The organism is Streptomyces sp. NPDC051578, from assembly GCF_044454045.1.
In the GTDB taxonomy this organism is placed as follows: Bacteria; Actinomycetota; Actinomycetes; order Streptomycetales; family Streptomycetaceae; genus Streptomyces.
Map to the genome: position 1 here is coordinate 156,678 of NZ_JBITDH010000004.1, position 23,153 is coordinate 179,830.

General features: G+C 68.3%; 25 protein-coding genes and 1 riboswitch. Of the genes, 12 read left to right on the forward strand and 13 right to left on the reverse strand.

The window, feature by feature from the left end:
- The first annotated feature begins 24 nt into the window (after positions 1–24).
- Positions 25–840 (forward strand): hypothetical protein, encoded by an 816-nt coding sequence (locus tag ACIA6C_RS19820; RefSeq protein WP_399277529.1) that lies wholly within the window; start codon positions 25–27, stop codon positions 838–840.
- Between the two features lie 81 nt (positions 841–921).
- On the opposite strand, the gene thiC is transcribed toward ACIA6C_RS19820, so the two are convergent.
- Positions 922–2,709, reverse strand: coding sequence for a phosphomethylpyrimidine synthase ThiC (thiC, locus tag ACIA6C_RS19825; RefSeq protein ID WP_361130870.1), 1,788 nt, complete (start codon positions 2,707–2,709; stop codon positions 922–924).
- Positions 2,703–2,849: riboswitch (TPP riboswitch) on the reverse strand. Its footprint overlaps the gene before it by 7 nt.
- Positions 2,850–2,921: 72 nt before the next feature.
- Here thiC and ACIA6C_RS19830 point away from each other — a divergent pair.
- Positions 2,922–4,331, forward strand: coding sequence for a YibE/F family protein (locus ACIA6C_RS19830; RefSeq protein WP_399277531.1), 1,410 nt, complete (start codon positions 2,922–2,924; stop codon positions 4,329–4,331).
- A 41-nt stretch (positions 4,332–4,372) separates the two neighbouring features.
- Here ACIA6C_RS19830 and ACIA6C_RS19835 read toward each other — a convergent pair whose 3' ends face one another.
- The 4 genes from ACIA6C_RS19835 to ACIA6C_RS19850 all read right to left on the reverse strand — a co-directional run bounded on the left by ACIA6C_RS19835 (position 4,373) and on the right by ACIA6C_RS19850 (position 6,633).
- Entirely contained in the window at positions 4,373–4,822 is a 450-nt protein-coding gene (locus tag ACIA6C_RS19835; protein ID WP_190185547.1) for an SsgA family sporulation/cell division regulator, read from the reverse strand.
- A 99-nt stretch (positions 4,823–4,921) separates the two neighbouring features.
- On the reverse strand, positions 4,922–5,692 hold the full coding sequence (locus tag ACIA6C_RS19840; RefSeq protein WP_399277533.1) for an IclR family transcriptional regulator: 771 nt from the start codon (positions 5,690–5,692) through the stop codon (positions 4,922–4,924).
- Positions 5,693–5,961: 269 nt separating this feature from the next.
- Positions 5,962–6,189: a DUF5326 family protein gene (locus tag ACIA6C_RS19845; protein WP_373304735.1), complete on the reverse strand. Its 228-nt coding sequence runs from the start codon at positions 6,187–6,189 to the stop codon at positions 5,962–5,964.
- Between the two features lie 126 nt (positions 6,190–6,315).
- Entirely contained in the window at positions 6,316–6,633 is a 318-nt protein-coding gene (locus ACIA6C_RS19850; protein ID WP_366080756.1) for a cupin domain-containing protein, read from the reverse strand.
- Between the two features lie 87 nt (positions 6,634–6,720).
- On the opposite strand from ACIA6C_RS19850, the gene ACIA6C_RS19855 reads away from it, so the two are divergent.
- The 4 genes from ACIA6C_RS19855 to ACIA6C_RS19870 all read left to right on the forward strand — a co-directional run bounded on the left by ACIA6C_RS19855 (position 6,721) and on the right by ACIA6C_RS19870 (position 9,948).
- A complete protein-coding gene (locus tag ACIA6C_RS19855) occupies positions 6,721–7,104 on the forward strand; it encodes a phage holin family protein (RefSeq protein ID WP_366080755.1) in 384 nt (127 codons plus the stop codon).
- A gap of 38 nt (positions 7,105–7,142) precedes the next feature.
- Entirely contained in the window at positions 7,143–8,300 is a 1,158-nt protein-coding gene (locus ACIA6C_RS19860; protein ID WP_399277537.1) for a cystathionine gamma-lyase, read from the forward strand.
- Positions 8,301–8,476: 176 nt separating this feature from the next.
- The gene (locus ACIA6C_RS19865) at positions 8,477–9,382 is read left to right on the forward strand and encodes a LysR family transcriptional regulator (protein ID WP_366080753.1); all 906 of its coding nucleotides are present in this window, start codon (positions 8,477–8,479) and stop codon (positions 9,380–9,382) included.
- Between the two features lie 86 nt (positions 9,383–9,468).
- Positions 9,469–9,948 carry an NUDIX domain-containing protein gene (locus ACIA6C_RS19870; RefSeq protein ID WP_399277539.1) on the forward strand — a complete coding sequence of 160 codons (480 nt, stop codon included), beginning with the start codon at positions 9,469–9,471 and terminating at the stop codon, positions 9,946–9,948.
- A 34-nt stretch (positions 9,949–9,982) separates the two neighbouring features.
- Here ACIA6C_RS19870 and ACIA6C_RS19875 read toward each other — a convergent pair whose 3' ends face one another.
- Both ACIA6C_RS19875 and ACIA6C_RS19880 read right to left on the reverse strand, forming a co-directional pair.
- Positions 9,983–11,080, reverse strand: coding sequence for a globin domain-containing protein (locus tag ACIA6C_RS19875; RefSeq protein ID WP_399277541.1), 1,098 nt, complete (start codon positions 11,078–11,080; stop codon positions 9,983–9,985).
- 229 nt (positions 11,081–11,309) lie between these two features.
- On the reverse strand, positions 11,310–11,960 hold the full coding sequence (locus ACIA6C_RS19880; RefSeq protein ID WP_399278010.1) for an HAD family hydrolase: 651 nt from the start codon (positions 11,958–11,960) through the stop codon (positions 11,310–11,312).
- A gap of 192 nt (positions 11,961–12,152) precedes the next feature.
- On the opposite strand from ACIA6C_RS19880, the gene ACIA6C_RS19885 reads away from it, so the two are divergent.
- From ACIA6C_RS19885 to ACIA6C_RS19895, 3 genes are read left to right on the forward strand one after another with little or no spacing between them, the layout of a single operon-like run.
- Entirely contained in the window at positions 12,153–13,040 is an 888-nt protein-coding gene (locus ACIA6C_RS19885; protein ID WP_399277543.1) for a GNAT family N-acetyltransferase, read from the forward strand.
- A gap of 12 nt (positions 13,041–13,052) precedes the next feature.
- Positions 13,053–13,514, forward strand: a complete 462-nt coding sequence (locus tag ACIA6C_RS19890) for a GNAT family N-acetyltransferase (protein WP_399277545.1) — start codon at positions 13,053–13,055, stop codon at positions 13,512–13,514.
- Positions 13,515–13,568: 54 nt separating this feature from the next.
- On the forward strand, positions 13,569–14,744 hold the full coding sequence (locus ACIA6C_RS19895) for a winged helix DNA-binding domain-containing protein (RefSeq protein ID WP_399277548.1): 1,176 nt from the start codon (positions 13,569–13,571) through the stop codon (positions 14,742–14,744).
- Between the two features lie 72 nt (positions 14,745–14,816).
- Here the strand turns inward: ACIA6C_RS19895 and ACIA6C_RS19900 are convergent, their stop codons facing one another.
- Both ACIA6C_RS19900 and dnaB read right to left on the reverse strand, forming a co-directional pair.
- A complete protein-coding gene (locus tag ACIA6C_RS19900) occupies positions 14,817–16,202 on the reverse strand; it encodes a serine hydrolase domain-containing protein (protein ID WP_399277550.1) in 1,386 nt (461 codons plus the stop codon).
- A gap of 9 nt (positions 16,203–16,211) precedes the next feature.
- Positions 16,212–17,675, reverse strand: a complete 1,464-nt coding sequence (gene dnaB, locus ACIA6C_RS19905; RefSeq protein ID WP_361131143.1) for a replicative DNA helicase — start codon at positions 17,673–17,675, stop codon at positions 16,212–16,214.
- A 452-nt stretch (positions 17,676–18,127) separates the two neighbouring features.
- Between dnaB and ACIA6C_RS19910 the strand changes: the two genes are divergently transcribed.
- Entirely contained in the window at positions 18,128–19,465 is a 1,338-nt protein-coding gene (locus ACIA6C_RS19910) for an MATE family efflux transporter (RefSeq protein WP_399277552.1), read from the forward strand.
- A gap of 156 nt (positions 19,466–19,621) precedes the next feature.
- Here the strand turns inward: ACIA6C_RS19910 and rplI are convergent, their stop codons facing one another.
- The 4 genes from rplI to rpsF form a co-directional block, all read right to left on the reverse strand.
- On the reverse strand, positions 19,622–20,068 hold the full coding sequence (rplI, locus tag ACIA6C_RS19915) for a 50S ribosomal protein L9 (protein WP_136210369.1): 447 nt from the start codon (positions 20,066–20,068) through the stop codon (positions 19,622–19,624).
- A gap of 18 nt (positions 20,069–20,086) precedes the next feature.
- Positions 20,087–20,323, reverse strand: a complete 237-nt coding sequence (gene rpsR / locus ACIA6C_RS19920) for a 30S ribosomal protein S18 (protein ID WP_005315025.1) — start codon at positions 20,321–20,323, stop codon at positions 20,087–20,089.
- Between the two features lie 43 nt (positions 20,324–20,366).
- On the reverse strand, positions 20,367–20,957 hold the full coding sequence (locus ACIA6C_RS19925) for a single-stranded DNA-binding protein (RefSeq protein WP_361130827.1): 591 nt from the start codon (positions 20,955–20,957) through the stop codon (positions 20,367–20,369).
- Positions 20,958–21,030: 73 nt separating this feature from the next.
- Positions 21,031–21,321: a 30S ribosomal protein S6 gene (rpsF, locus tag ACIA6C_RS19930; protein WP_004950685.1), complete on the reverse strand. Its 291-nt coding sequence runs from the start codon at positions 21,319–21,321 to the stop codon at positions 21,031–21,033.
- 251 nt (positions 21,322–21,572) lie between these two features.
- Between rpsF and ACIA6C_RS19935 the strand changes: the two genes are divergently transcribed.
- Positions 21,573–21,887: a hypothetical protein gene (locus tag ACIA6C_RS19935; RefSeq protein ID WP_361130822.1), complete on the forward strand. Its 315-nt coding sequence runs from the start codon at positions 21,573–21,575 to the stop codon at positions 21,885–21,887.
- A 128-nt stretch (positions 21,888–22,015) separates the two neighbouring features.
- Positions 22,016–23,134 carry a peptidoglycan bridge formation glycyltransferase FemA/FemB family protein gene (locus tag ACIA6C_RS19940; protein ID WP_361130819.1) on the forward strand — a complete coding sequence of 373 codons (1,119 nt, stop codon included), beginning with the start codon at positions 22,016–22,018 and terminating at the stop codon, positions 23,132–23,134.
- The last annotated feature ends 19 nt before the right edge of the window (positions 23,135–23,153 follow it).

Consider the following 23,153-nt stretch of genomic DNA (forward strand, 5'->3'; position numbering starts at 1 on the left):
CCGGCTCGTACGGAGCATCGGGGGATGCACATGACCAGCGCTCCGCACCTGCTCACCGAAGACCGACCGGAGTTCGATCGGCTCCTCGACGAGGCGCTGCGCACAGCGAACGAACGGCCGGAACTCGCTTCTATGGGCGAACGACTGAACGCCGAACAATTGCGCACCATGGCCATGAGTGCCACCGCCCTGCTGACGGCAGCCGCCGCAGCCGAGTACGACCACTACGTCAAGGTCCGCGCGGAGCTTCGCGACGAACACCTGTCGGCCCCCGGCACGGCGGCCGACGCCGAGGGTGACGGGCAGGGCGGCGGCGTGGGCGTGAGCGCCGTGGTCGCGGTCCTCGCACCGGTCCTGGCCGGCACCGCCATGCTGATCTTCCTGTTGGTCGGCTACAGCCTCAAGATGATCGACCCCGAGCCGGCCTTCGCACGGACGATGCTGACGGCAGGGTGGCTCTTCGGCGGGCTGACCGTGGCCGCGCTGCTCTTCGCGGTGATCGGCCTGCTCGTGACCGCCGTCCGCAACAGCTCCACCGAGGTGGGGGCCGAGGAGGCGGTGGCGGTACCTGACGAGCTCTCGCGTGCGCGGGAGGCATGGCGAAACGCCCTGCTGGAGCGGGGCATCATGCCGTTCCTGCGGGACGCGCTGGCCGATCCGAGCGCGGGCCCCGGATATCCGATCCCCCGGACGCCGCACGCCGGCCGCATCCCCAGCCTGGGGTACAGCCGGCCGGACTTCACCAGCCCCGCGGCCACACCCAAGGATCCCCGGCCGGACTACAGCCCGCCTGACTTCACCAGCCCCGACTTCGGAGGGGCCGAGCCCGACCGGGAGTGATGTTTCACGTGAAACACCCGCACGGCCGGGCCCGCGACTCCCCCCATGGGTCGTGGGTCCGTTCCGTGCGGGTGCTGGTTTCTAGTCGGCCAGCGGGAGGTAGACCCGGTTGCCCGATGCTGCGAACTCCGCGGACTTCTCTGCCATACCGGCCTCGATCTCGTCGGCCTTGAGGTCTCCACCGTGCTCGCGGCGGATGTCCTGGGAGATCTTCATCGAGCAGAACTTCGGACCGCACATGGAGCAGAAGTGCGCGGTCTTGGCCGGCTCGGCCGGGAGCGTCTCGTCGTGGAACTCACGGGCGGTGTCCGGGTCCAAGGCCAGGTTGAACTGGTCCTCCCAGCGGAACTCGAACCGCGCGTCCGAGAGGGCGTCGTCCCATTCCTGAGCGCCGGGGTGCCCCTTCGCCAGGTCCGCGGCGTGCGCTGCGATCTTGTACGTGATGACACCGGTCTTCACGTCGTCCCGGTTGGGCAGGCCCAGGTGCTCCTTGGGCGTGACGTAGCAGAGCATCGCGGTGCCCCACCAGGCGATCATCGCGGCGCCGATGCCCGAGGTGATGTGGTCGTACGCGGGTGCGACGTCCGTGGTCAGCGGGCCGAGGGTGTAGAACGGCGCCTCCTCACAGATCTCCTGCTGAAGGTCGATGTTCTCCTTGATCTTGTGCATGGGGACGTGCCCCGGGCCCTCGATCATGGTCTGGACGTTGTGCCGCTTGGCGATCGTGTTCAGCTCGCCCAGCGTCTTCAACTCCGCGAACTGGGCCGCGTCGTTGGCGTCCGCGATGGAACCGGGACGCAGACCGTCACCCAGCGAGTAGGTGACGTCGTACGTCGCGAGGATGTCGCAGAGCTCCTCGAAGTTCGTGTAGAGGAAGTTCTCCTTGTGGTGGGCAAGACACCACGCGGCCATGATCGAGCCACCACGCGAGACGATGCCCGTCTTGCGCCGGGCGGTGAGCGGCACGTACGGCAGCAGCACGCCGGCGTGGACCGTCATGTAGTCGACGCCCTGCTCGGCCTGCTCGATGACGGTGTCCTTGTAGATCTCCCACGTGAGCTCTTCGGCGCGGCCGTCGACCTTTTCGAGCGCCTGGTAGAGCGGCACGGTGCCGATCGGGACCGGGGAGTTGCGCAGCACCCACTCGCGCGTCGTGTGGATGTTGCGGCCGGTGGAGAGGTCCATGACCGTGTCGGCGCCCCACTTGGTCGCCCAGGTCATCTTGTCGACCTCCTCCTCGATCGAGGAGGTGACCGCGGAATTGCCGATGTTGGCGTTGACCTTCACCAGGAACCGCTTGCCGATGATCATCGGCTCGATCTCCGGGTGGTTGACGTTGGCCGGAAGTACGGCGCGCCCTGCGGCGATCTCTTCGCGCACGACCTCGGGAGAGACGTTCTCGCGGATCGCCACGTACTCCATCTCCGGGGTGATCTCGCCCCGGCGGGCATACGCGAGCTGGGTGACCGCCGCGCCGTCACGGCCCCGGCGGGGCTGGCGCGGGCGGCCCGGGAAGACCGCGTCGAGGTTCTTGAGGCCACCGCGCGGCGAGGTGTGCTTGATGCCGTCGTCCTCGGGGCGCACCGGTCGTCCGGCGTACTCCTCGGTGTCTCCGCGCCCGATGATCCAGTTCTCGCGGAGCGGGGCGAGGCCCCGGCGGACGTCGGTCTCGATCTGGGGGTCGGTGTACGGACCGGACGTGTCGTAGAGCGTCACGTCCTTGCCGTTGGTGAGGTGGACCTGGCGGACCGGCACCCGGATGTCGGGGCGGGAGCCCGCCACGTATCCCTTGTGCCAGCCCGGCTGGCGCGCGGTCTGGCCGTCGGCGTCCTGGCTGACGGCAGGCGTGCGTGCGTCCTGAATGGTCATGAGACCTATCTCCCTACGCCGGCATTACCCGGTAACAGGTTCGGCGGTCGACGCAGCCTCTTCCCGTACCCGCCTTCCGGCGTGCGTACGGTGATCAGCGCCCTCTCAGCCCGGTGCTCCGAGCTCCCGCGTTGTGCAAAGTAGGCACCACGCTAGCGTCATCTGTGGCGTGCTGAACAGTGGGCCCCCTCATCTCTTGCGATGATCGGCCGGTGACGTCTTCGCCGCAACCTCCCAACAGCCCCTCCACGCCCAGTGGTCCCGGCGACCACGAGCACGCGCACGACGGGCATGGCCACGGGCCTTCCCACGGCTCCGCTCACGGACATTCCCACAGCCACGGGCACGGTCCGGCGGCTCCCGTCTCCCTGCACCTGCGCAAGGTCATCGCCGCCGTGCTGATCCCGTTCGCGGCTGCCGTCTTCGTCGGGATGGTGGTGCTCTGGCCGGGCGGGGCCCCCTCGCACGAGCGGACCGGCGTCGGCTTCGACCGGCAGACGCAGCAGGGCAAGGTCGTCGCGTTGGCGAGTGTCGACTGCAAGTCCGTCAACGCCGCTCAGGTCCCGGCCACCGGCGACACCTCGACCCCGTCGGGACGGGAGGCCACGGCGGAGCAGACCGGCGCGTGCAAGAAGGCGACCGTCGAGGTCGGTACCGGCCCGGACAAGGGCCGCACCTTCGTGGAGATCGTCCAGCCGGGGGCCCCTCGGCAGCTGGCGAACGGCCAGGAGGTGGTGGTGGCCTATGCGCCGGATGCTCCCAGGGACCTCCAGTACTCGGTCGTCGACCTGAACCGGAAACTTCCGTTGGCTCTACTGGCGCTCATCTTCGCCGTCGCCGTCGTCGTGGTCGGCCGGATGCGCGGACTGTTCGCCTTGATCGCGCTGGTCGTCAGCTTCGGCGTACTGACGCTCTTCATCCTTCCGGCGATCTTGCAGGGCTCCAACCCGCTGATCGTGGCGGTGGTCGGTGCCAGCGCCATCATGCTGATCGCGCTCTACATGTGCCACGGTCTGACCGCACGTACCTCGGTCGCCGTCCTGGGCACCCTCGTGTCGCTGCTGCTGATCGGCCTGCTGGGCTCGCTCTTCATCGGCTGGGCCTTCCTCAGCGGCAACACCGACGACAACACGGGGTTGATTCACGGTCTCTACCCGGACATCGACATGAGCGGTTTGCTGCTCGCCGGCGTGATCATCGGATCTCTCGGTGTGCTCGACGACGTGACCGTCACCCAGACGTCCGCCGTCTGGGAACTGCACCAGGCCGATCCCACGATGGGCTCCAGGGCCCTGTACCGGGCTGCCATCAGGATCGGGCGCGACCACATCGCCTCGGTGGTCAACACCCTGGTGCTCGCCTACGCGGGCGCAGCGCTTCCCTTGTTGCTGCTCTTCTCCATTGCGAACAGCAGCATGGGTGCGGTCGCCAACAGCGAGTTGGTGGCAGAGGAGATCGTCAGGACGCTGGTGGGCTCCATCGGGCTCGTGGCCTCCGTACCGGTGACCACCGCCCTGGCCGCACTGGTGGTTTCCGCCGACCGCCCGGGGACGGGGACCGCGGGCACCGCTCCGGCAGCCGGGCCCGTACGCGGTGGCCGGGGACGCCGGCGCAAGCGCTGAGCCGAGGGGTGGCCGGGTAGGCCTCGCGGGTGGCGACCCGCTCAGCCGGCGTTCTGCTCGTTGTGCCGGGCTTCGGCGAGGATCTTGTCGAGCGCCTCGTCGAGCGTCCCCTCGAAGTCTCCGAGGTTGCGTTCCTGACCGAGCGGAACCAGCCGATCGGTGCGGTCGAGAAAGGCGACCAGCGGCGCCGCTCCCGCACGGAACAAGGCCCGTTCACCGCCCACCTGTAGGCGGATGTGGACGTCCGACAACTCGTCGGGGTGGGACGGCGCGATGTGCACGTCGCCGTCGCCACAGGGCTTGTTGATCCCATCGAGGAGCAGCTCCCGGCCGAACGCCCAGGTCACGGGCGCGTCTCCGGGAAGGTGGAAGGTCAGCCGCACTGCGTAGGGGTCGTGAGCGTCGTACCGGAGTTCCACCGGGATCCGGAAGGAGAGCTCCTCGGAGACGAGAAAGCTCATCATGACCTCTGCCTGTACCGACTCGCGCATTGCCTACCCCGATGTTGTGGAAGTGGCCAGGAATGGTCCCCCCAAGGGCCCTCTTGACAAGAGTGGTGTAAGTGCTAGCAGATCACAAGGAGTGAGATTTCAGATACTGATAGAGAAGGAGAGGGTGCTCAACAGCGCGCCTACTTCTCTACGTAGCCGGTCAACTGCATAGCGCAAACGGTCCTCTTGGTGCAAAGGGAACGAAATCGCCATGGTTGCAGCGGTATCTCCCGCCGTAATCGGGATCGCGGCGCACACGGTGCCCAATACATATTCCTGACGCTCCGTAACCGGCTCCATTCGCTGGAGGGAGGCGAGGCGCTGTTCGAGAGCGCGCTCGTCCCGCACGGTGTACGGGGTGACCGCACCGACCGGATGCCGGTCGTAGTGGTCCTTGCGCGTCTTCTCGTCGAGCTGGCCGAGAAGGCACTGACCGATGGCGTGCGCGTGGCCGGTCGCGCGGAAATCAGCCCACTCCTCGCAGGCGGGGGCGGCCGGAGTGTCCGATACACCCACGACCTCGATCTCACCCTCACGGTAGACCGCGAAGTAGACGGGGGCGCCGACGGCGTCGCGGAAGTGCGCGAGGGAGTCGACGATCATGCCGCGACGTTTCTGCTGCAGTCCACCGCTCGCCAGACGCCAGGCGGCGTCACCGAGCACGAACACCCCGCCTTCACGGCGCAGGTAGCCCTCGTGGGTCAGGGTGCGCAGCAGGTGGTACGCGGTCGGAAGCGGGAGGCCGGCTTCACGCGCCAGTTGTTTCGCCGGGGCTCCGTCGCCGTGGGAGCCCACTGCTTCGAGCAGCCTCAGCGCCCTTTGCACCGAACCGATCAGCGTCGGTGCACCGGCGTTGTGCACGGCGGACAAAGCTCACCCCCAGGCGTGAAGGCGAGCTCAAGGGTGGCCCGCCTTTGCGGGGGCCGCCCCCGCGTATGCCGTGGATCCTGGGGGTCGCGCTCGTCGGCTGATGAAGAAAACCGCAGGTCAGAACGGTGATACCGCGAGGGGTACCCAGGGACGGCCCAGATTGGCACTCTATCCGCCGGTTCTGGTCGAGTGAGAGGTTTCCCGCCTCACGTTCCCCCACCTGGGTTAATCCCCGTCCCGCCCGGTCGGGGCGTCCCCGTCGGAGCGTCCTACCACTCACCGGCGGAGGACTTCGATCCGCCGCGGGTGAACTTCTTCACCACGAAGACCAGGCCACCGACGAGGGCCGCGAAGAGCAGCAGCTTGAAGACGAAGGCGATCAGCGTCCCGAGGATGGTCGTGATGACTCCCCCGAAGACGAACAGCGCCAGCAGCGGAACGGCGACCCACTTGACCCACCAGGGCATGCCCTCGAACATCGCTCGGATCCCGTCCATGTCCACAACCTTTTCCTCGTCGGTGACTTCCTGCTTTCGATGCTAGGAGGCAGCGGTCCCGTCCGGGGGCGCGCGAGCCCTCGGAACCCCCTGATCCGACCCTTAAGGGGATCAGGGGCCCGACCCTCAGCCCTCCGGCGGGGAGAAGACCACCATCACTTTCAGCGGCTCGGTGATGTGGTGGAACCTGTGCGGCACACCGGCCGGGACGTAGACGACGCTCCCGTTCGCCACCGTCGTCGTCTCCTCCCCGACCGTGATCGAGGCCCGGCCGCTCACGACGAGGTACACCTCGTCCTGTCGATGCGGCTGCTGGGGGTCGGTCTGTCCGGCATCGAGCGCGTACAGCCCGACCGACATGTTCCGCTCTTTCAGGAACTGCAGGTACGCGCCGTCATTTGCAGCCCGTTCCGCTTCGAGCTCGTCCAGCCGGAATGCTTTCATCCTTGTCCTACCCCTTGTTCCGCGGTGCCGTGGAATCCGCTGATCTGACGATGTCCCACCAGGATCTTCTCTGCAACGATCGGACCCATGACGAACTTCGTAGTCAAGACGCTCGCCAACGCCGCGGCCCTGGCCGTGGCCATCTGGCTGGTCGCCGGCATCACGCTCGACGAAGGCGGGGACAGCACCGGCACCCGGGTCCTCACCCTGATCCTGGTCGCTCTGGTCTTCGGCCTGGTCAACTTCATCGTCAAGCCCGTGGTGAAGCTGCTCTCCCTGCCGCTCTTCATCCTCACCCTGGGCCTGTTCACCCTTGTGGTGAACGCCCTGATGCTCCTGCTGACCTCCTGGCTCGCCAAGCAGTTCGACCTCAGCTTCCATGTCGAAGGCTTCTGGACCGCGATCATCGGCGGTCTGATCATCTCCGTCGTCTCCTGGGCCGTGAACCTCGCCCTGCCCGACAAGAGCTGATCAGCCACCCGTACGCGTGTGTTGAAGGAGCCCATCCCGTGAACGATCACCCCACCGCATCGGCGGACCGGTACGGCGACGGGACCCGGGCCGTCCGCGCCGGGCTGCCCGAGCCCGTGAAGAACGAGCCGCCGTTGCCGGGGCCCGTATTCGCCGCCCACTTCCACCTCCCCGGCGAGGTCGAGGGACCGTACGCGTACGCCCGGGACAGCAATCCGACCTGGACACTGCTGGAGCGGGCCATCACCGAGCTGGAGGCTCCCGGACAGGATGGCGCGGAAACCGTCGTCTTCGCTTCCGGCATGGCCGCCATCTCCGCGGTCCTCCTTTCACAGACCCGATCGGGCGACACCGTCACGCTTCCCTCCGACGGCTACCAGGCACTGCCGCTTCTCCAGGAGCAGCTCGAGGCGTACGGGATCCACGTGCGCAGGGCCCCGACCGCCGGTGACGCCCAGCTCTCGGAACTCGGCGGCGCCCGGCTGTTGTGGATCGAGACACCGTCCAACCCCGGCCTCGACATCTGCGACGTACGGCGCCTCGTCGCCGCCGCGCACGCCGGCTCCACCCTGGTCGCGGTCGACAACACGCTCGCGACGCCGCTCGGGCAGCGTCCGCTGGAACTCGGCGCGGACTTCTCCGTGGCCAGCGGCACCAAGGGACTCACCGGGCACGGTGACCTCCTGATCGGCTACGTCACCTGCCGCGGCCCGGAACCGGCCGCCGCGATCCGCCGCTGGCGCAAGATCGTCGGAGCCATCCCGGGGCCGATGGAAGCCTGGCTGGCCCACCGCTCCCTGGCCACGATCCAGCTCCGGGCACAGCGCCAGTGGGCCAACGCACTGGCCCTCGCCGAAGCTCTGAGCGAGCGCGCCGATGTGACCGGACTGCGTTACCCGGGACTGCCATCGGACCCGTCGCACAAGACGGCCGCTCTGCAGATGAACGGCTTCGGGTCGGTGGTCTCGTTCACCCTGTCCGACCGTGCGCACGCGGAACGCTTCATGAACGCCCTGCGCCTGGTGGAGGACGCCACGAGTTTCGGTGGGGTGCGGTCCACCGCCGAGAGGCGCGGACGATGGGGCGGCGACGCGGTGCCGGAGGGCTTCATCCGCTTCTCGGCCGGCGCCGAGGACACCGACGACCTGGTCGCAGACGTCCTGCGGGCCCTTGATTCGGCGGCCCAGGACCGATGAAGGCATGAGCAGGAGTGGTCCGAGCCTCCCCCCTCTTGGCTCGGACCACCCCTTGGTTCCCTCGGTGAAGAACCACATCGACAAGGCTAGTTGACTCAGCGTCAGAGTCCAATCACGGTAGCGACAGGGGCCTATCGGCATATTTATAGTTGAAGGCCCCAACGAGAGGGGCCGCCATGGACCTGGCCCTGCTACGTACCTTCGTCGCGGTGCACCGGGCCGGCTCGTTCACTCGGGCCGCCGCACTCCTCGGGCTGTCCCAGCCCGCCGTCACCTCGCAGATCCGCACCCTCGAACGGCAACTGGGCCGGCCTCTCTTCCACCGCAGGGCACGAGGGGTGACGCCCACCGCGATCGGTGACGAACTCGCCCACAAGGCCGCCCCCCACCTCGACGCGTTGCTGCGCATCGCCGAGACGGAACGCGAGGCCGCCGGAGCGTTACGCACGCTGCACATCGCCGGGCCCCCGGAGTTCGTGTGCCAGCGCGTGCTTCCCGCCCTGGCACCCCTCGTCGGCCAAGGCCAGACCCTGCGCACCGCGCTCAAGGCGGACGCCGAGGAGGTCCTCGACGGGCTGTCCGCCGGGCAGCACGACCTCGTCGTCACCACTGGACGTCCCCGTGGCGGGCCGGTCACCGCCACCGCCCTGTGCGACGAGGAACAGGTCCTCGTCGCGGCGCCCTACTGGGCCGCGCTCGTCGACCCGGACCTTCTGCGCGACAAGGGCGTCGGCAGCCCCGCGGCCCTCGAAGGGATACCGGTCGTGGAGGTCCACGAGAGCCTTCCCCTCATCACGCGCTACTGGGCCGCCGTCTTCGATGCGCTCCCGGAAGCCGCCGCCACCGTCGTCGTGCCCGACCTGAGGGCCGTACGAGAGTGTGTCCAGGCCGGCGCAGGGCTCGCCGTCCTGCCCCGCTACCTCTGCCAGGACGCCATCGACCGCGGCCAGATCGTCTCTCTGCTGGAGCCCCCGGTACCGCCCCTGCGCACCTGGTTCGTCGTCGTCCGGACCGGCAGTCTGGCGCTCGCCCACCTCGCCCGGGCCCACGACCGGCTGCTGCGCGCCGCCGTCGACTGGTGATCCGCCGTCGCGGAGGACGGATCGCGGAAACCGCGCGTTTCGCGACCACGCGTTTCAGAAGCGGAAGAGTGGGCCACTCTTCTCCCATGACCGAACGTCCCGTGGTCAAACGCACCGCCCGCGCGATCCTGCTCGACGGTGACGACCTGATCCTCATCAAGCGCACCAAGCCCGGCCTGGACCCGTACTGGCTCACTCCCGGCGGGGGAGTGGAGCCCACGGACGCGACCGTGGTCGACGCCCTGCACAGAGAGGTGCACGAGGAACTCGGCGCCAAGATCACCGATGTGGTGCCCTGCTTCGTGGACACCGTCGAGCACATCGCCTGCGGCGGGGTGACCGGCGTCAAGGTGCAGCACTTCTTCGTCTGCCGTCTGGAGTCGATGGATCCCGCACAACGGCACGGTCCCGAGATCGACCAGCCCGAGGGCGAATACGAGATCGTCCGCGTGCCGTTCAGCCGGGTCGGCATCGCGGCCGTCCACCTCGTCCCGCTGTCCCTGCGCCACTACCTCGACGGCAACATCGAAGGCGTACGAGCGATGCACGCCCCCGACCTGGGCTGACGGTCTAGGAAGGGCCCGACGGGCCGTCGCCGGGTCAGCCGGCGGCGCCCACCAACTCCTCGACGGAGTCGTAGCGGATCCGCTCCCACGGGATCCCGATCCGCTTGAGGGCGTCCACACCGCTTCGGATCATCGCCGGCGGACCCGAGATGAAGGCGTCGTAGGAGCTCCAGGGCCCGTTTTCACCGACGGCGTGGGGCAGCTGCCCCGCAAGCCCTTCCCCGACAACCGGACGCACTGACAGCCAGGGATGCGAGCGCTGCAGCCCGAGCAGCGTGTCCTTGTCGTACAGGTCGGTGTCGCTGCGCGCCCCGAAGAACACTTCCATGCGGCGCCGTTCACCGTGCTCCGCCACATCCTCGATCAACGCCTTGATCGGGGCGATGCCCGTTCCGCCGCCGAGGCAGAGCATCCCGTTGTCCGTGCTGTGGTCCACCACCATCGATCCGGCCGGAGGGCCCAGACGCAGGACATCGCCCGGCCGGGCGTGACGCACCAGGGCGTTGGAGACCCAGCCCGCCGGGACGGCTTTGACATGGAAGGACAGCAACCCGTCGGCGCGCGGGGCGGAGGCAAAGGAGTAGTGCCGCCAGACCCGGGGCCACCACGGGGTCTCCAAGCTGGTGTACTGGCCCGCGAGGAAGGCGTACGGCCGATCCGGGCGCAGCGTCAGCACCGCGATGTCCGGTGTCCGCAGATCGTGTGCGACCACCTCCGCGTGCCACCAGGCCGGCGCCTTGAACTCGTCCTCGGCCGCCGCGTCGATCATGATCTGGGAAATCGCGGTGTACGCGCGCACCCATGCGGCCTCGGCTTCGGGCCCCCAGGTCAGCTCCGCGTACCGGGACAGGGCGCCCATCAGCGCCTCGCCCACCATGGGGTAGTGGCCTGCCATGGTCCCGTACTTGCGGTGTCCGGTGCCGAGCCGACGCAGATAAGGGGTGAGCACCTCCGGGTCGTCGATGTGTTCGGCGGCCGTGAGGAGTGCCTTCAGCAGCCGGTCGCGCTGGGCATCCATGGCCACGGGAAACATGTCCCGTACCTCGGGGTGCCGCGTGAACATCAGGGCGTAGAAGTAGGAGGTGACCTTGTCGGCGATGGGCGCGATCTCCGCGAGGGTTTTGCGGATCAATACGGCATCGGGGGAGGGCTCGGTCGCCCCGGCGCCGGAGGGTATCCGGTCCGTCCCCCGTCTTGCCGGTCTGGTGGGCGGAGCGTCCATACGGTGCCTCGCTTAGAGCATCTCGGTCGGTCTGCACACACCACGGTCGAATCCGTGGTTCCGGGCTTTACAGCGTGCCAGCGGACCGTGTGCCCCGCGGCGGAATGAGGAAACTTGGCGCTTGTATTCCCCCTTCCCCCTAAGATGCGGCGACTTCCTGACGTGTCGCCCCGAGGAGCCGGTATGCCTCGCGGAGGTCCTGCCCCTGGTAAACGTACGTGGCCCGCTCCGTCAAGTACGGCTGCGCGTTGACCGCCACCGACGTCGGGACCACGTCGAAGAGCACCGAATCGGTGAGGGAGTCCCCGTAGGCGACGCAGTCGTTCCGGCTCACTCCGAACCTGGCGCACAGCCGGTCGGCGACTTCCACCTTCCCCTCGGGGGTGAGGATCCCCGTGACGTCCATGGGGCCCGCGAAGGGGACCGCCGGGTAGACCGATCCGTGCGCGGCATCCGCTCCCCACTCCAGGAGCAACTCGACGAAGAACGAGGGAGACAGTGAGATCACCGCGCAAAGATCACCACGTCCCTTGATCTCCTGCCACACCTCGCGGATCCCCTCAAGCCACGGGGCACCGTCGAACGCAGCCCGGACATGGGCGGCCGTCAGATCCGACCACAACGCGTGCGCCGCCAGAGAGAACTCCTGCGGTCCGATCTCCCTGGCGGCGAAGGCCCGTTCCAGCTCGGCGATCTCTTGGCTGACGCCGATCTGACGGGAGATCTCGACGGGAGCCGCCGATCCGTACATGAGGGTGCCGTCAAGATCGAAGAGGTGCAGACGCGTCATGGTCATCGAGGCTAGCTTCCATGTTTCACGTGAAACAGCCTGTTTCACGTGAAACACAGGCCGAGCTGCACAGAGCCCGCAGCAGAAGACGGTCGATGTGGTGGACGTTTCACGTGAAACATCCACCACGTCGACCGCCTGGGTCCACCAAATCCTCTGGACGGCCCCTGTGTCATGATCCAGGCTGAGCCCGTGACACCACCAGAGCTCAGCGACCTACCGATCCGCTCACTGGCCCTGAACGATCTGCGCCACTGCGCCGACCTCTCCGAGGACCGCGGCTGGCCCCGCGAGGACCACAAATGGGGACTCCTCCTCGCGGCCGGGAACGGTTACGGCATCGACGCTCCTGACGGCGAAGGACTCGCCGCGGTGTGCGTCGTCACCCGATACGGCCGGCCACATGCCGATCCGGAGCTTGCCTCGATCGGCATGGTCCTCGTGGCCGACCGCTATGCCCGGCGGGGCGTGGGGCGCCGCCTCATGACGTACATCTGCGACGACCTCCTCAAAGGCATCCCACTCACCCTCCACGCCACGCCCTACGGGCGCCCGCTCTATGAGGGACTCGGTTTCGACACCATCGGCAGCGCCGAGATGTTGCAGGGAAGCTTCCAATCGGATCCCGCACCGCCAGAGCCCGTAGCCACACTCGTCAGGCCGGCCACAGCCCATGACCTCACTCGGATCGTCCACTTGGACACCGAGGTGTTCGGTGCCGACCGCACCCACCTCTTGACGCGACTGCCGGCTTTCGCCGACAGACTGTTCGTCGCCGAGGACAGCTCCGGTGAGCTGATCGGCTACGCCGCCATCTGGCCCAACATGGAAACCCATGTGATCGGTCCGCTGGTCGCCCAGGACACGGCCACTGCACGCGCGCTGGTCAACACGGTGGCAGCCACCACCGAGCGACCACTGCGCACCGACGTCGACGTACGCCACGTCGGGCTCATCGAGTGGCTCAAGGCCCGCGGCCTAGGCTCACTGGCCGTCAACGCCGTGATGGCCCGGGACATCCCCCGCCTGCCGGGCGACTGGACACGACGCTGGGCTCCGATCACCGTCGCCGCAAGCTGAGGAGGAACCACCATGGCCGACGACACCGAGCTGGTCATCCGCCCCGCGACCGAAACCGACCTGCCCGCCATCATCTCGATGCTCGCCGACGACCCGCTCGGGGCGGCCCGCGAATCCCCGGACGACCTGACCCCCTACATCGCGGCCCTCGAGCAGCTGTCGGACGATCCTGACCAGCACGTGGTGGTGGCCGTCCGTGGGGAGCGGGTCGTAGGTACCCTCCAGCTCACCATCGTCGCCGGTCTGTCCCGGAGGGGCGCGACTCGCTCCATCATCGAAGGTGTTCGCGTTCATGCCGATGAACGTGGCAGCGGACTGGGCACACGGTTCATCGAATGGGCGATCGAGCGGTCCCGCCAGGAGAACTGTGCGCTGGTCCAGCTCACCTCGGACGTCACACGGACCGACGCTCACCGTTTCTACGAACGACTCGGCTTCACCGCCTCCCACGTCGGATTCAAGCTCGCGCTCTGACGGATCGCTCCACAGGCCGGGCCGCTGTCCGTGGCCCGGCCTACGATCAGGAGCGTGAGTCCCTCCCTCCCTCTGATCACACAGGCCGAGCGCCGCCACCGGCTGGGCCACCGCCACCGCCTGGCTCCTTCGGCGCGCGCGGCCACGGTGCCCCAGGCGGCGGACGCCGTCGTCGCCCTGCACGCCACCGATGCCGCGACCGTCTTCCTCTCCGCCCGCGCACGGCTCACCGAAGGCGATCCCGCCACGATCGAACGGGCGCTGTACGGGGACGTGAGCCTGGTCCGCCTGCTGAGCATGCGCAACACCCTGTTCGCCGTCTCCACCGAACTCGCGCCCTACGTCGACGCGTCCACGGCCCGGGCCATCGCGGTCAAGGAACGCCGGAGCCTCCTCAAGCACCTCGAAGAAGACGGGCAAGGACTCGATGCCGCCTGGCTGGCCGAGGCGGAGAAGGCCACACTCGACGCACTCGACGCCCGAGGTCCTTCCACCGGCGGCCAGCTGTCGACCGCCGTACCCGCTCTGCGTCAGAAGATCACCGTGGGCCGGGGCAAGAAGTACGAGGCGCAGACGGGTGTCGCGACCCGAGTCATCCGTCTCCTGGCGGCCGACGGCCGGATCCGGCGCGACCGTCCCCGCGGGACATGGACCTCCAGCCAGTACCGCTGGGTCCACACCGAGCCTTGGCCGGCCGTCCCGGTTGCCGAGGCCCGCGCTGAGATCGCCCGCCGGTGGCTGCGCGCGTACGGACCGGCCACCGAGGCCGACTTCAAGTGGTGGACGGGCTGGACGCTGACCGACGCGCGCAAGGCCTTGGCCGCCACCGGCGCAGAACACGTCCGCCTGGAAGACGGCGCCACCGCCCTCGTCAGCCCCGGCGACACCCTCCCCGAGCCCGCTCCGGAGCCTTGGGTCGCGCTGCTTCCGGCGCTCGACCCCAGTGGAATGGGCTGGGCCGACCGCGGGTTCCATCTGGATCCCGGCTATCGGGCAGCCCTGTTCGACTACGCCGGCAACATCGGCCCGACCGTGTGGTGGAACGGGGAGATCGTCGGCGGCTGGGCCCAGCGCGGCGACGGGCGCATCGTCTGGCGGCTGCTGGGGAGCCCCGGCAAGGCGGCCGAGCGGGCCGTGACCGCAGAGGCCGGCCGCCTCGCCGAATGGATCGGGGACGCCAGGATCACCCCGCGTTTCCGCACCCCGCTGGAGCGCGAGCTGGTCTCCTGACGAGTCGGTCTCCCGACGGGCTGGTCTCCTGAGCGGCGGCCGCCCCCTTCCCGCCCGTGCGGCCCCCCCCTGCTAGCCGATGCCGCGCCAGCCCTGTGGGTCCACTCCACCGGGAACCGGAGCCCCGGCGTCGTACGGCTCCCGCGTGAAGACGAACGAACCGAGGTCGAGGTGGCTCACAGAACCATCCGCCCGCCGTACCGCGCGCAGCGTCTCACCCGCGTAATAGCCGTTCAGACCCGTCCAGCTGCCGTCCTGCTCCGCGCGGAACCTGGCGGTGCGACCCGTCGGTCCCATCGGGCCCAGCTCCAGGAGCCCGTCCGATGTCAGCCGCACCACCTGGGGCGCCGTGCCCCAGTACCAGGGGCCGCACAGCTCGAGCGCCACCGGATCCGAACCGAGGAAGGGCCGCCACGGCTCGGGGATACGCGGCTCGGCCTCCGCCACGATGCCGACCAGGTCCACCGCGACGGTGGTGGCGGGCACTCCGGACGTGCAGTTCGCCAGCACCACCGCGGCCACGTCGTCCGCCTCACTCAGCCACAGCCCCGCGACGAACCCGGGCAGTGATCCGCCGTGTCCGGCGAGCGCGCGCCCCCCGTGGTCCAGTACCTGCAGTCCGAGTCCGTAGCCGTTCGCGGTGGCACCCGGCTCGGGGGCCACCGCCGGCGTGCGCATCTCGCGGAGAGATTCCGCGCTCAGTACGCGGGCGTCGCCCCGTACGAGGAACACCGCGAACCGGGCCAGATCCGTGGTGGTGGACCACAGCTGACCGGCCGAGGCCATGATCCCGAGGTCCTCGACGGGCTCGGGCATCATCACGTCCGCCCAGGGATGCACCGCCCAGCCTCCGGCGCGCGGCGACTGCGGACCGACCGTCGTACGGTCCAGACCCAGGGGCTCCAGCACCTCCGCCCGGAGCACCTCCTCCCAGGACGTGCCGCGCAGCGCCTCGACGAGCGAACCGAGCAGCGTGTAACCCGGGTTGGAATAGTGGTGTCGCAAGCCCGGCTCGAAACGGAACGGCGCCTCTCCCAGCACATCACCGATCGTCGGTCGCAGCCCGGCCGGCGTGCGCTCCCACCACTCGCCCGGCGTCTCCGCCGCCAAGCCGCCCGTGTGGGCGAGCAACTGGCGGACGGTCACCTCTCCGGCCCCGGTGCCCGGCAGGTGCTTCTCCAGCGGGTCGCCGAGTTCCAGCAGTCCTTCGTCCCGCAGGCGCATCACCAGTACGGCGGTGAACGTCTTGGTGATCGACCCGATCCGGTACTGCACGTTCCCGTCCGGACCGTGCCCTTGGACGCAGGTCCGGGACCCTTCCCAGACCACCTCCCCGCCACGCACGACAGCGGCGACGACGGACGGAGCACGCCCCTCGCTCTGCGCCAGGGCGATCCGGTGCGTCAGCGCGCGCCGGGTGGAGGGAAGCAGTCGGTGGTCCTCGGATACAGCAGCCATGATCGGATGCTACGTGTTGGCCATGTCCACGAACCGCGAATAGTGTCCCTGGAAGGCCACGGTGATCGTCGCCGTCGGACCGTTACGGTGCTTGGCCACGATCAGGTCGGCCTCGCCCGCGCGGGGTGACTCCTTCTCGTACGCGTCCTCACGGTGCAACAGGATGACCATGTCCGCGTCCTGCTCGATCGAGCCCGACTCACGCAGGTCGGAGACCATCGGCTTCTTGTCCGTGCGCTGCTCGGGTCCACGGTTCAGCTGGGACAGCGCGATCACCGGGACCTCCAGCTCCTTCGCCAGCAGCTTGAGGTTTCGGGACATGTCCGAGACCTCCTGCTGGCGGCTTTCGGGACGGCGCGAGCCGCCGGACTGCATCAGCTGGAGGTAGTCGATGACGACGAGCGAGAGGTCGTTCCGCTGCTTGAGCCGACGGCACTTGGCTCGGATCTCCATCATCGACAGGTTGGGTGAGTCGTCGATGTACAGGGGCGCGGCGGAGACGTCGGGCATCCGACGGGCCAGCCGGGTCCAGTCGTCGTCCGTCATGGTGCCGGAGCGCATGTGGTGCAGAGCGACCCTGGCTTCCGCCGAGAGGAGGCGCATCGCGATCTCGTTGCGGCCCATTTCGAGGGAGAAGATCACGCTGGGCAGGTTGCTCTTGATGGAGCAGGCACGGGCGAAGTCGAGGGCGAGCGTCGACTTACCCATGGCGGGACGTGCCGCGATGACGATCATCTGACCGGGGTGCAGGCCGTTGGTCAGGGAGTCGAGGTCGGTGAAGCCCGTGGGTACGCCGGACATCTGGCCGCTGCGCGAGCCGATCGCCTCGATCTCGTCGAGAGCGCCCTCCATGATGTCGCCCAGCGGCAGGTAGTCCTCAGACGTCCGCTGCTCGGTGACGGCGTAGATCTCGGCTTGGGCGCTGTTGACGATCTCGTCGACGTCGCCGTCGGCCGCGTATCCCATCTGTGTGATCTTCGTGCCGGCAGCGACCAGGCGGCGCAGCACGGCTCTCTCGTGGACGATCTCCGCGTAGTACTCGGCGTTCGCCGCCGTCGGTACGGACTGCACCAGGGTGTGCAGGTACGCGGCGCCGCCCACCTTGCTGATCTCACCGCGCCGGGTCAGCTCGGCGCCGACGGTGATCGGGTCGGCGGGCTCGCCCTTGGCGTAGAGGTCGAGAATGGCCTGGTAGATCGTCTCGTGCGACGGCCGGTAGAAGTCGTGTCCCTTGAGCACCTCGACCACGTCGGCGATGGCGTCCTTGGACAGCAGCATGCCGCCGAGGACCGACTGCTCGGCATCGAGGTCCTGGGGCGGGACGCGCTCGAAGCCGCCGCCCCCGCCGTCCCAGGAGCCGCCCTCGCGCCCTCGGTCCTGCTCGCCGTCTCCGCGGCCGCGGCTGTCACCGTTGCGGCGCGAGCGGGCGGGCAGACGGTCACCCGGACCGCTGTCGGCCCAGGGGTCGTCCATGGGCTCGGGCATACTCACCGGGCCGCCTCCTCCCGTCCGCAACGCGGACCTCGCCGTGCCACTCTTTCTAGGGCACGGCTCTGACATTCGGGGACCCCGGATCGGCTGTCGGCGCATCGGGGCAACGCACAACGGTAGGGCCGCGGACGACGTCAGCCAATCTTGTTATCCACAGGCTGTGTGGATGAGATGTGGATGACGGCGCCAATGCTGTGGGTAAGTCGGCCGAAGCTGTGCACGGAGCAGGGGACGACGCTGTGGACAAAATCACCCGACCGCCCCCGGTAGGCCGTTGACCTGCATTTTCTTCTTCCTCAGGTTGTGAGGGAGAAAATTCTTGGCCACTGTCTCAAGATCGCCTCCAAAGGGGTGCGGAGAACTCCCAAGTCAACGGTCAAGTAAGGGTCCTAGACGGGTTGTATCCATTACCTGTGGAAGATTAGATTGGGCGTATGAAACTGGCCTCCACAGCACCGGAAGCGGGCCCGAGACGGCACGACCGCGAGATCCTCGCGCTCGCCCTCCCGGCCTTCGGCGCGCTCGTCGCCGAGCCGCTCTTCGTGATGGCCGACAGCGCCATCGTCGGGCACCTCGGGACCCCCCAGCTGGCAGGCCTCGGCGTCGCAGCCGCTCTGCTCACCACCGCGGTGAGCGTCTTCGTCTTCCTCGCCTACGCCACCACCGCGGCCGTCGCCCGACGGGTCGGTGCGGGTGACCTCCAGTCCGCCATCCGCCAGGGCATGGACGGAATCTGGCTGGCGCTGCTGCTCGGGGCTGTCGTCGTCGCCGTCGTCCTGCCCACCGCGCCGTGGCTGATCTCCCTCTTCGGGGCTTCCGACACCGTCGCCCCGTACGGGGTCACCTACCTGAGGATCTCCGCCCTGGGCATCCCTGCCATGCTCATGGTGCTGGCGGCCACCGGTGTCCTCCGCGGGCTCCAGGACACGCGCACGCCGCTCTACGTCGCCATCGGCGGCTTCACCCTCAACGGAGCGCTGAACCTGGGGCTCGTCTACGGGGCCGGCCTCGGCATCGCCGGGTCCGCGTGGGGCACCGTCATCGCCCAGTGCGCCATGGCCGCCGTATACCTGGGTGTCGTCATTCGCGGCGCCCGCCGGAACGGAGCCACGCTGCGGCCCGACATGGCAGGCATCCGTGCCTGTGCACAAGCCGGCGCGCCACTGTTGGTCCGGACGCTGTCCCTGCGGGCCATTCTGATGATCGCGACCGCCGTCGCCACTCGATTGGGTGACGCGGACATCGCCGCCCACCAGATCCTGCTCTCGCTGTGGACACTGCTCGCCTTCGCGCTGGACGCGATCGCGATCGCCGGGCAGGCCATCATCGGCCGGTACCTCGGCGCTGGGGACACCGAAGGGGCCAAGGCCCTGTGCCGGCGGATGGTGCGGTGGGGCGTGGTCGGCGGTCTTGTACTGGGTCTGCTGGTCGTTCTCGCCCGGCCCGTCTTCGTGCCGCTCTTCACCAGCGACCCTGTCGTGGAGGACGCACTACTGCCCGCCCTGCTGGTACTCGCCGTTTCCCAGCCGGTCTGCGGCATCGTTTTCGTGCTCGACGGAGTCCTGATGGGCGCGGGCGACGGGCGCTACCTGGCCGGCGCGATGCTGCTGACCCTGGCCGTTTTCACTCCGGCCGCCCTGCTCCTGCCCGGCCTGGGAGGCGGTCTGACCGCGCTCTGGTGGGCCATGACGTTGATGATGGTGGTCCGTATGGCGACGCTCCAGCTGCGGGCCCGATCGGGCCGGTGGCTGGTCGCCGGCGCCACCCGCTGACGCCGAACGGAGACGTTGTTTCACGTGAAACATCACTCCGTTTCACGTGAAACAACGTCCCTCGCGTGAAGCGAGAGGGTTTCACGTGAAACGAAGAGCCTTGGGAAACGATGAAGGGCCGCACCCCAGCGGGGTGCGGCCCTTCATGCGCAGCACTTAGGCGGCGACGACCTCGACGCCCACGTTCGCCAGGACCTCGGCGTGCAGACGCACGGAGACCTGGTACGAACCGAGGGTCTTGATCGGCGAGCCGAGCTCAACGCGGCGCTTGTCGACCTTCGGGCCACCAGAAGCCTCGATCGCCGAAGCGATGTCGGACTGCGTGACGGAACCGAAGAGACGGCCGGCGTCACCCGAACGGGTGGCCAGGCGCACCTTGACGCCCTCGAGCTTGGCCTTGATCTCGTTGGCCTGCTCGATGGTCGCGATCTCGTGGATCTTGCGGGCGCGGCGGATCTGCGCCACGTCCTGCTCGCCACCCTTGGTCCAGCGGATCGCGAAGCGACGCGGGATCAGGTAGTTGCGGGCGTATCCGTCCTTGACGTCGACGACGTCGCCAGCGGCACCGAGGCCATTGACCTCGTGGGTCAGGATGATCTTCATTAGTCGGTCACCCTTTCCTTATCGCGCGGTGGACGTGTAGGGCAGCAGCGCCATCTCACGGCTGTTCTTCACGGCCGTGGCGACGTCACGCTGGTGCTGCGTGCAGTTGCCGGTAACGCGGCGGGCACGGATCTTGCCACGGTCGGAAATGAACTTCCGCAGCATGTTCGTGTCCTTGTAGTCCACGTACGCGGTCTTGTCCTTGCAGAACGCGCAGACCTTCTTCTTAGGCTTGCGCACAGGCGGCTTCGCCATTGTGTCTCTCCTGTGTGATCAAGAAGTGGGGATGCGAGCTGCCCTAGAAGGGCGGCTCGTCCGAGTAGCCACCGCCGGAGCCGCCGGAGCTTCCGCCCCAGCCGCCCCCGCCGCCGCCCTGCGGCTGGCCACCGGCCGGCGCGCTGGACGCCCACGGGTCGTCGGAGGGAGCTCCGCCGCCCTGAGGCGCGCCGCCACTGGGGGCTCCGCCCCAGTTGCCGCCGCCGGCCTGCGGCTGACCGCCGCCGTACCCACCCTGGCCACCGCGACCCGTGGTCTTGGCGACCTTGGCCGTGGCGTTCTTCAAGCTGGGGCCGACTTCCTCGACGTCCAGCTCGTAGACCGTGCGCTTGACACCCTCACGGTCCTCGTACGACCGCTGCCTCAGCCGGCCCTGCACGATGACGCGCATGCCTCGCTGGAGGGACTCGGCGACGTTCTCAGCCGCCTGCCGCCACACCGAGCAGGTAAGGAACAGGCTCTCGCCGTCCTTCCACTCATTGGTCTGACGGTCGAAGGTGCGGGGGGTGGACGCGACACGGAACTTCGCGACCGCCGCACCCGAGGGGGTGAAGCGCAGCTCGGGGTCGTCGACGAGATTGCCGACGACCGTGATGACGGTCTCGCCTGCCATGGATGAACCTCTCGGCGGGGATTTGCTGCTGGGCTGCTGTGCTACTCGGTCCCGATTACCGCTGAACCGAAGTTCAGTGGGTCTCGGGGCGGAGGACCTTGGTCCGGAGAACCGACTCGTTCAGGTTCATCTGTCGGTCAAGCTCCTTGACGACCGCAGGCTCGGCCTGGAGGTCGATGACCGAGTAGATGCCCTCGGGCTTCTTCTTGATCTCGTAAGCGAGACGACGACGGCCCCAGGTGTCGACCTTCTCGACCTTTCCGTTGCCCTCACGGACGACGGAGAGGAAGTTCTCGATCAGCGGGGAGACAGCGCGCTCCTCGAGATCGGGGTCGAGGATGACCATCACTTCGTAGTGACGCATGTGGAACCCACCTCCTTTGGACTCAGCGGCCACGGTCGTTCCGTGGCAGGAGGGTCGTGATGCGTGCGCACGGCGTCCACAGAGCAGACACCGCGCAGACCGTACAGACTACCTGCTCGACTCCTTCCGGTTGAAATCCGGCAGGAGTGGGCCACACTCTGTATCCATCGGGTGTGCACGGTGCTATGCCCCCGGCTCCCCCGGAGGCGGCCCCGTAGCACCGCTCTGCGGCAGCCAGGAGGTGCCTTCCGATGGCACAGGCAATGCGACCTCAGTCCTCCATCTCGCTCTTCGCGACCGACGGCAAGCCCCACCCGCTACAGGACACCCTGATGGCGGTCACCGTGATCCTCGGCGTCGTGGCGTTCGTCACGGGGTTCTTCCACAACCTGCACCTGCTCAGCTCGTGGACCGGGCTGATCGGGATCATCACCGGCGCCTACGGACAGTTCATCTCGGAGACGACACGCGAACGCTTCGCGCTGATCATCGGGCTTGGCGCGTCAGCCGTGGGCTTCTTCCTCGGCATGGCGCACGGCGGCCTCTTCGGCGGCTGGCTGGGCTGACCGGGGTACCTCCGCGACGGGGCGCCGCCCGGCACCGGGCGGAGCCCGACCCGTCCCCCAGTTGGGCGGCGCCCCCGTCGCAGTAGGCTTCGCGCCATAGCAGCGAAGCCGCCGGAGGAGCACCCCGCATGAGCCTGTCCCTGAGGACCATCAGCCGAGAGCAGCATCTGGGTTACCTCCAGAGCCTGCCCTCGGCTAGCCACTGCCAGGTCCCGGCGTGGGCCGACGTCAAGAACGAGTGGCGTTCGGAGAACCTCGGTTGGTTCGACGCGACCGGCGAACTCGTCGGTGCCGCCCTCGTCTTGTACCGGCAGCTGCCCAAGGTGAAGCGGTACCTCGCCTACCTGCCCGAGGGTCCGGTCATCAACTGGTTCGCCCCGAACCTGGAGGAGTGGCTCCAGCCGATGCTGGCCCACCTCAAGCAGCAGGGCGCCTTCACGGTGAAGATGGGTCCGCCCGTCGTCATCCGCCGCTGGAACGCGGCCGCCATCAAGGCCGGCATCCAGGACCCGGACGTCAAGCGCCTGCGGGACGTGGAGGCATCGGTCATCGAGCCCCGCGCCTTCGAGGTGTCCGACAAGCTGCGCCGGATGGGCTGGCAGCAGGCCGAGGACGGCGGCGCAGGCTTCGGAGACGTCCAGCCCCGCTACGTCTTCCAGGTACCGCTGGCCAACCGTTCGCTGGACGACGTCCTCAAGGGCTTCAACCAGCTGTGGCGCCGCAACATCAAGAAGGCCGAGAAGGCCGGCGTCGAGGTCGTCCAGGGCGGATACGACGACCTTCCGACGTGGCAGCACCTGTACGAGATCACGGCCGAGCGCGACAAGTTCCGCCCGCGCCCGCTCAGTTACTTCCAGCGCCAGTGGACGGCCCTCAACTCCGAGGACCCCAACCGCATGCGTCTGTACATCGCTACGCACGAGGGCGAGCCGCTGGCAGCCGCGACGATGCTCACGGTCGGCCAGCACGTCTGGTACTCCTACGGAGCCTCCGCCAACCACAAGCGCGAGGTCCGCCCCTCGAACGCGATGCAGTGGCGCATGCTGCGCGATTCGTACGCACTCGGTGCGAGCGTCTACGACCTGCGCGGAATCAGTGACACCCTGGACGAGAACGATCACCTGTTCGGTCTGATCCAGTTCAAGGTCGGCACCGGCGGCGAGGCGGTCGAGTACGTGGGCGAGTGGGACTTCCCGCTCAACAAGGTGCTGCACAAGGCGCTCGACATCTACATGTCGCGCCGCTGACGGCACCCGCCCCATCCAC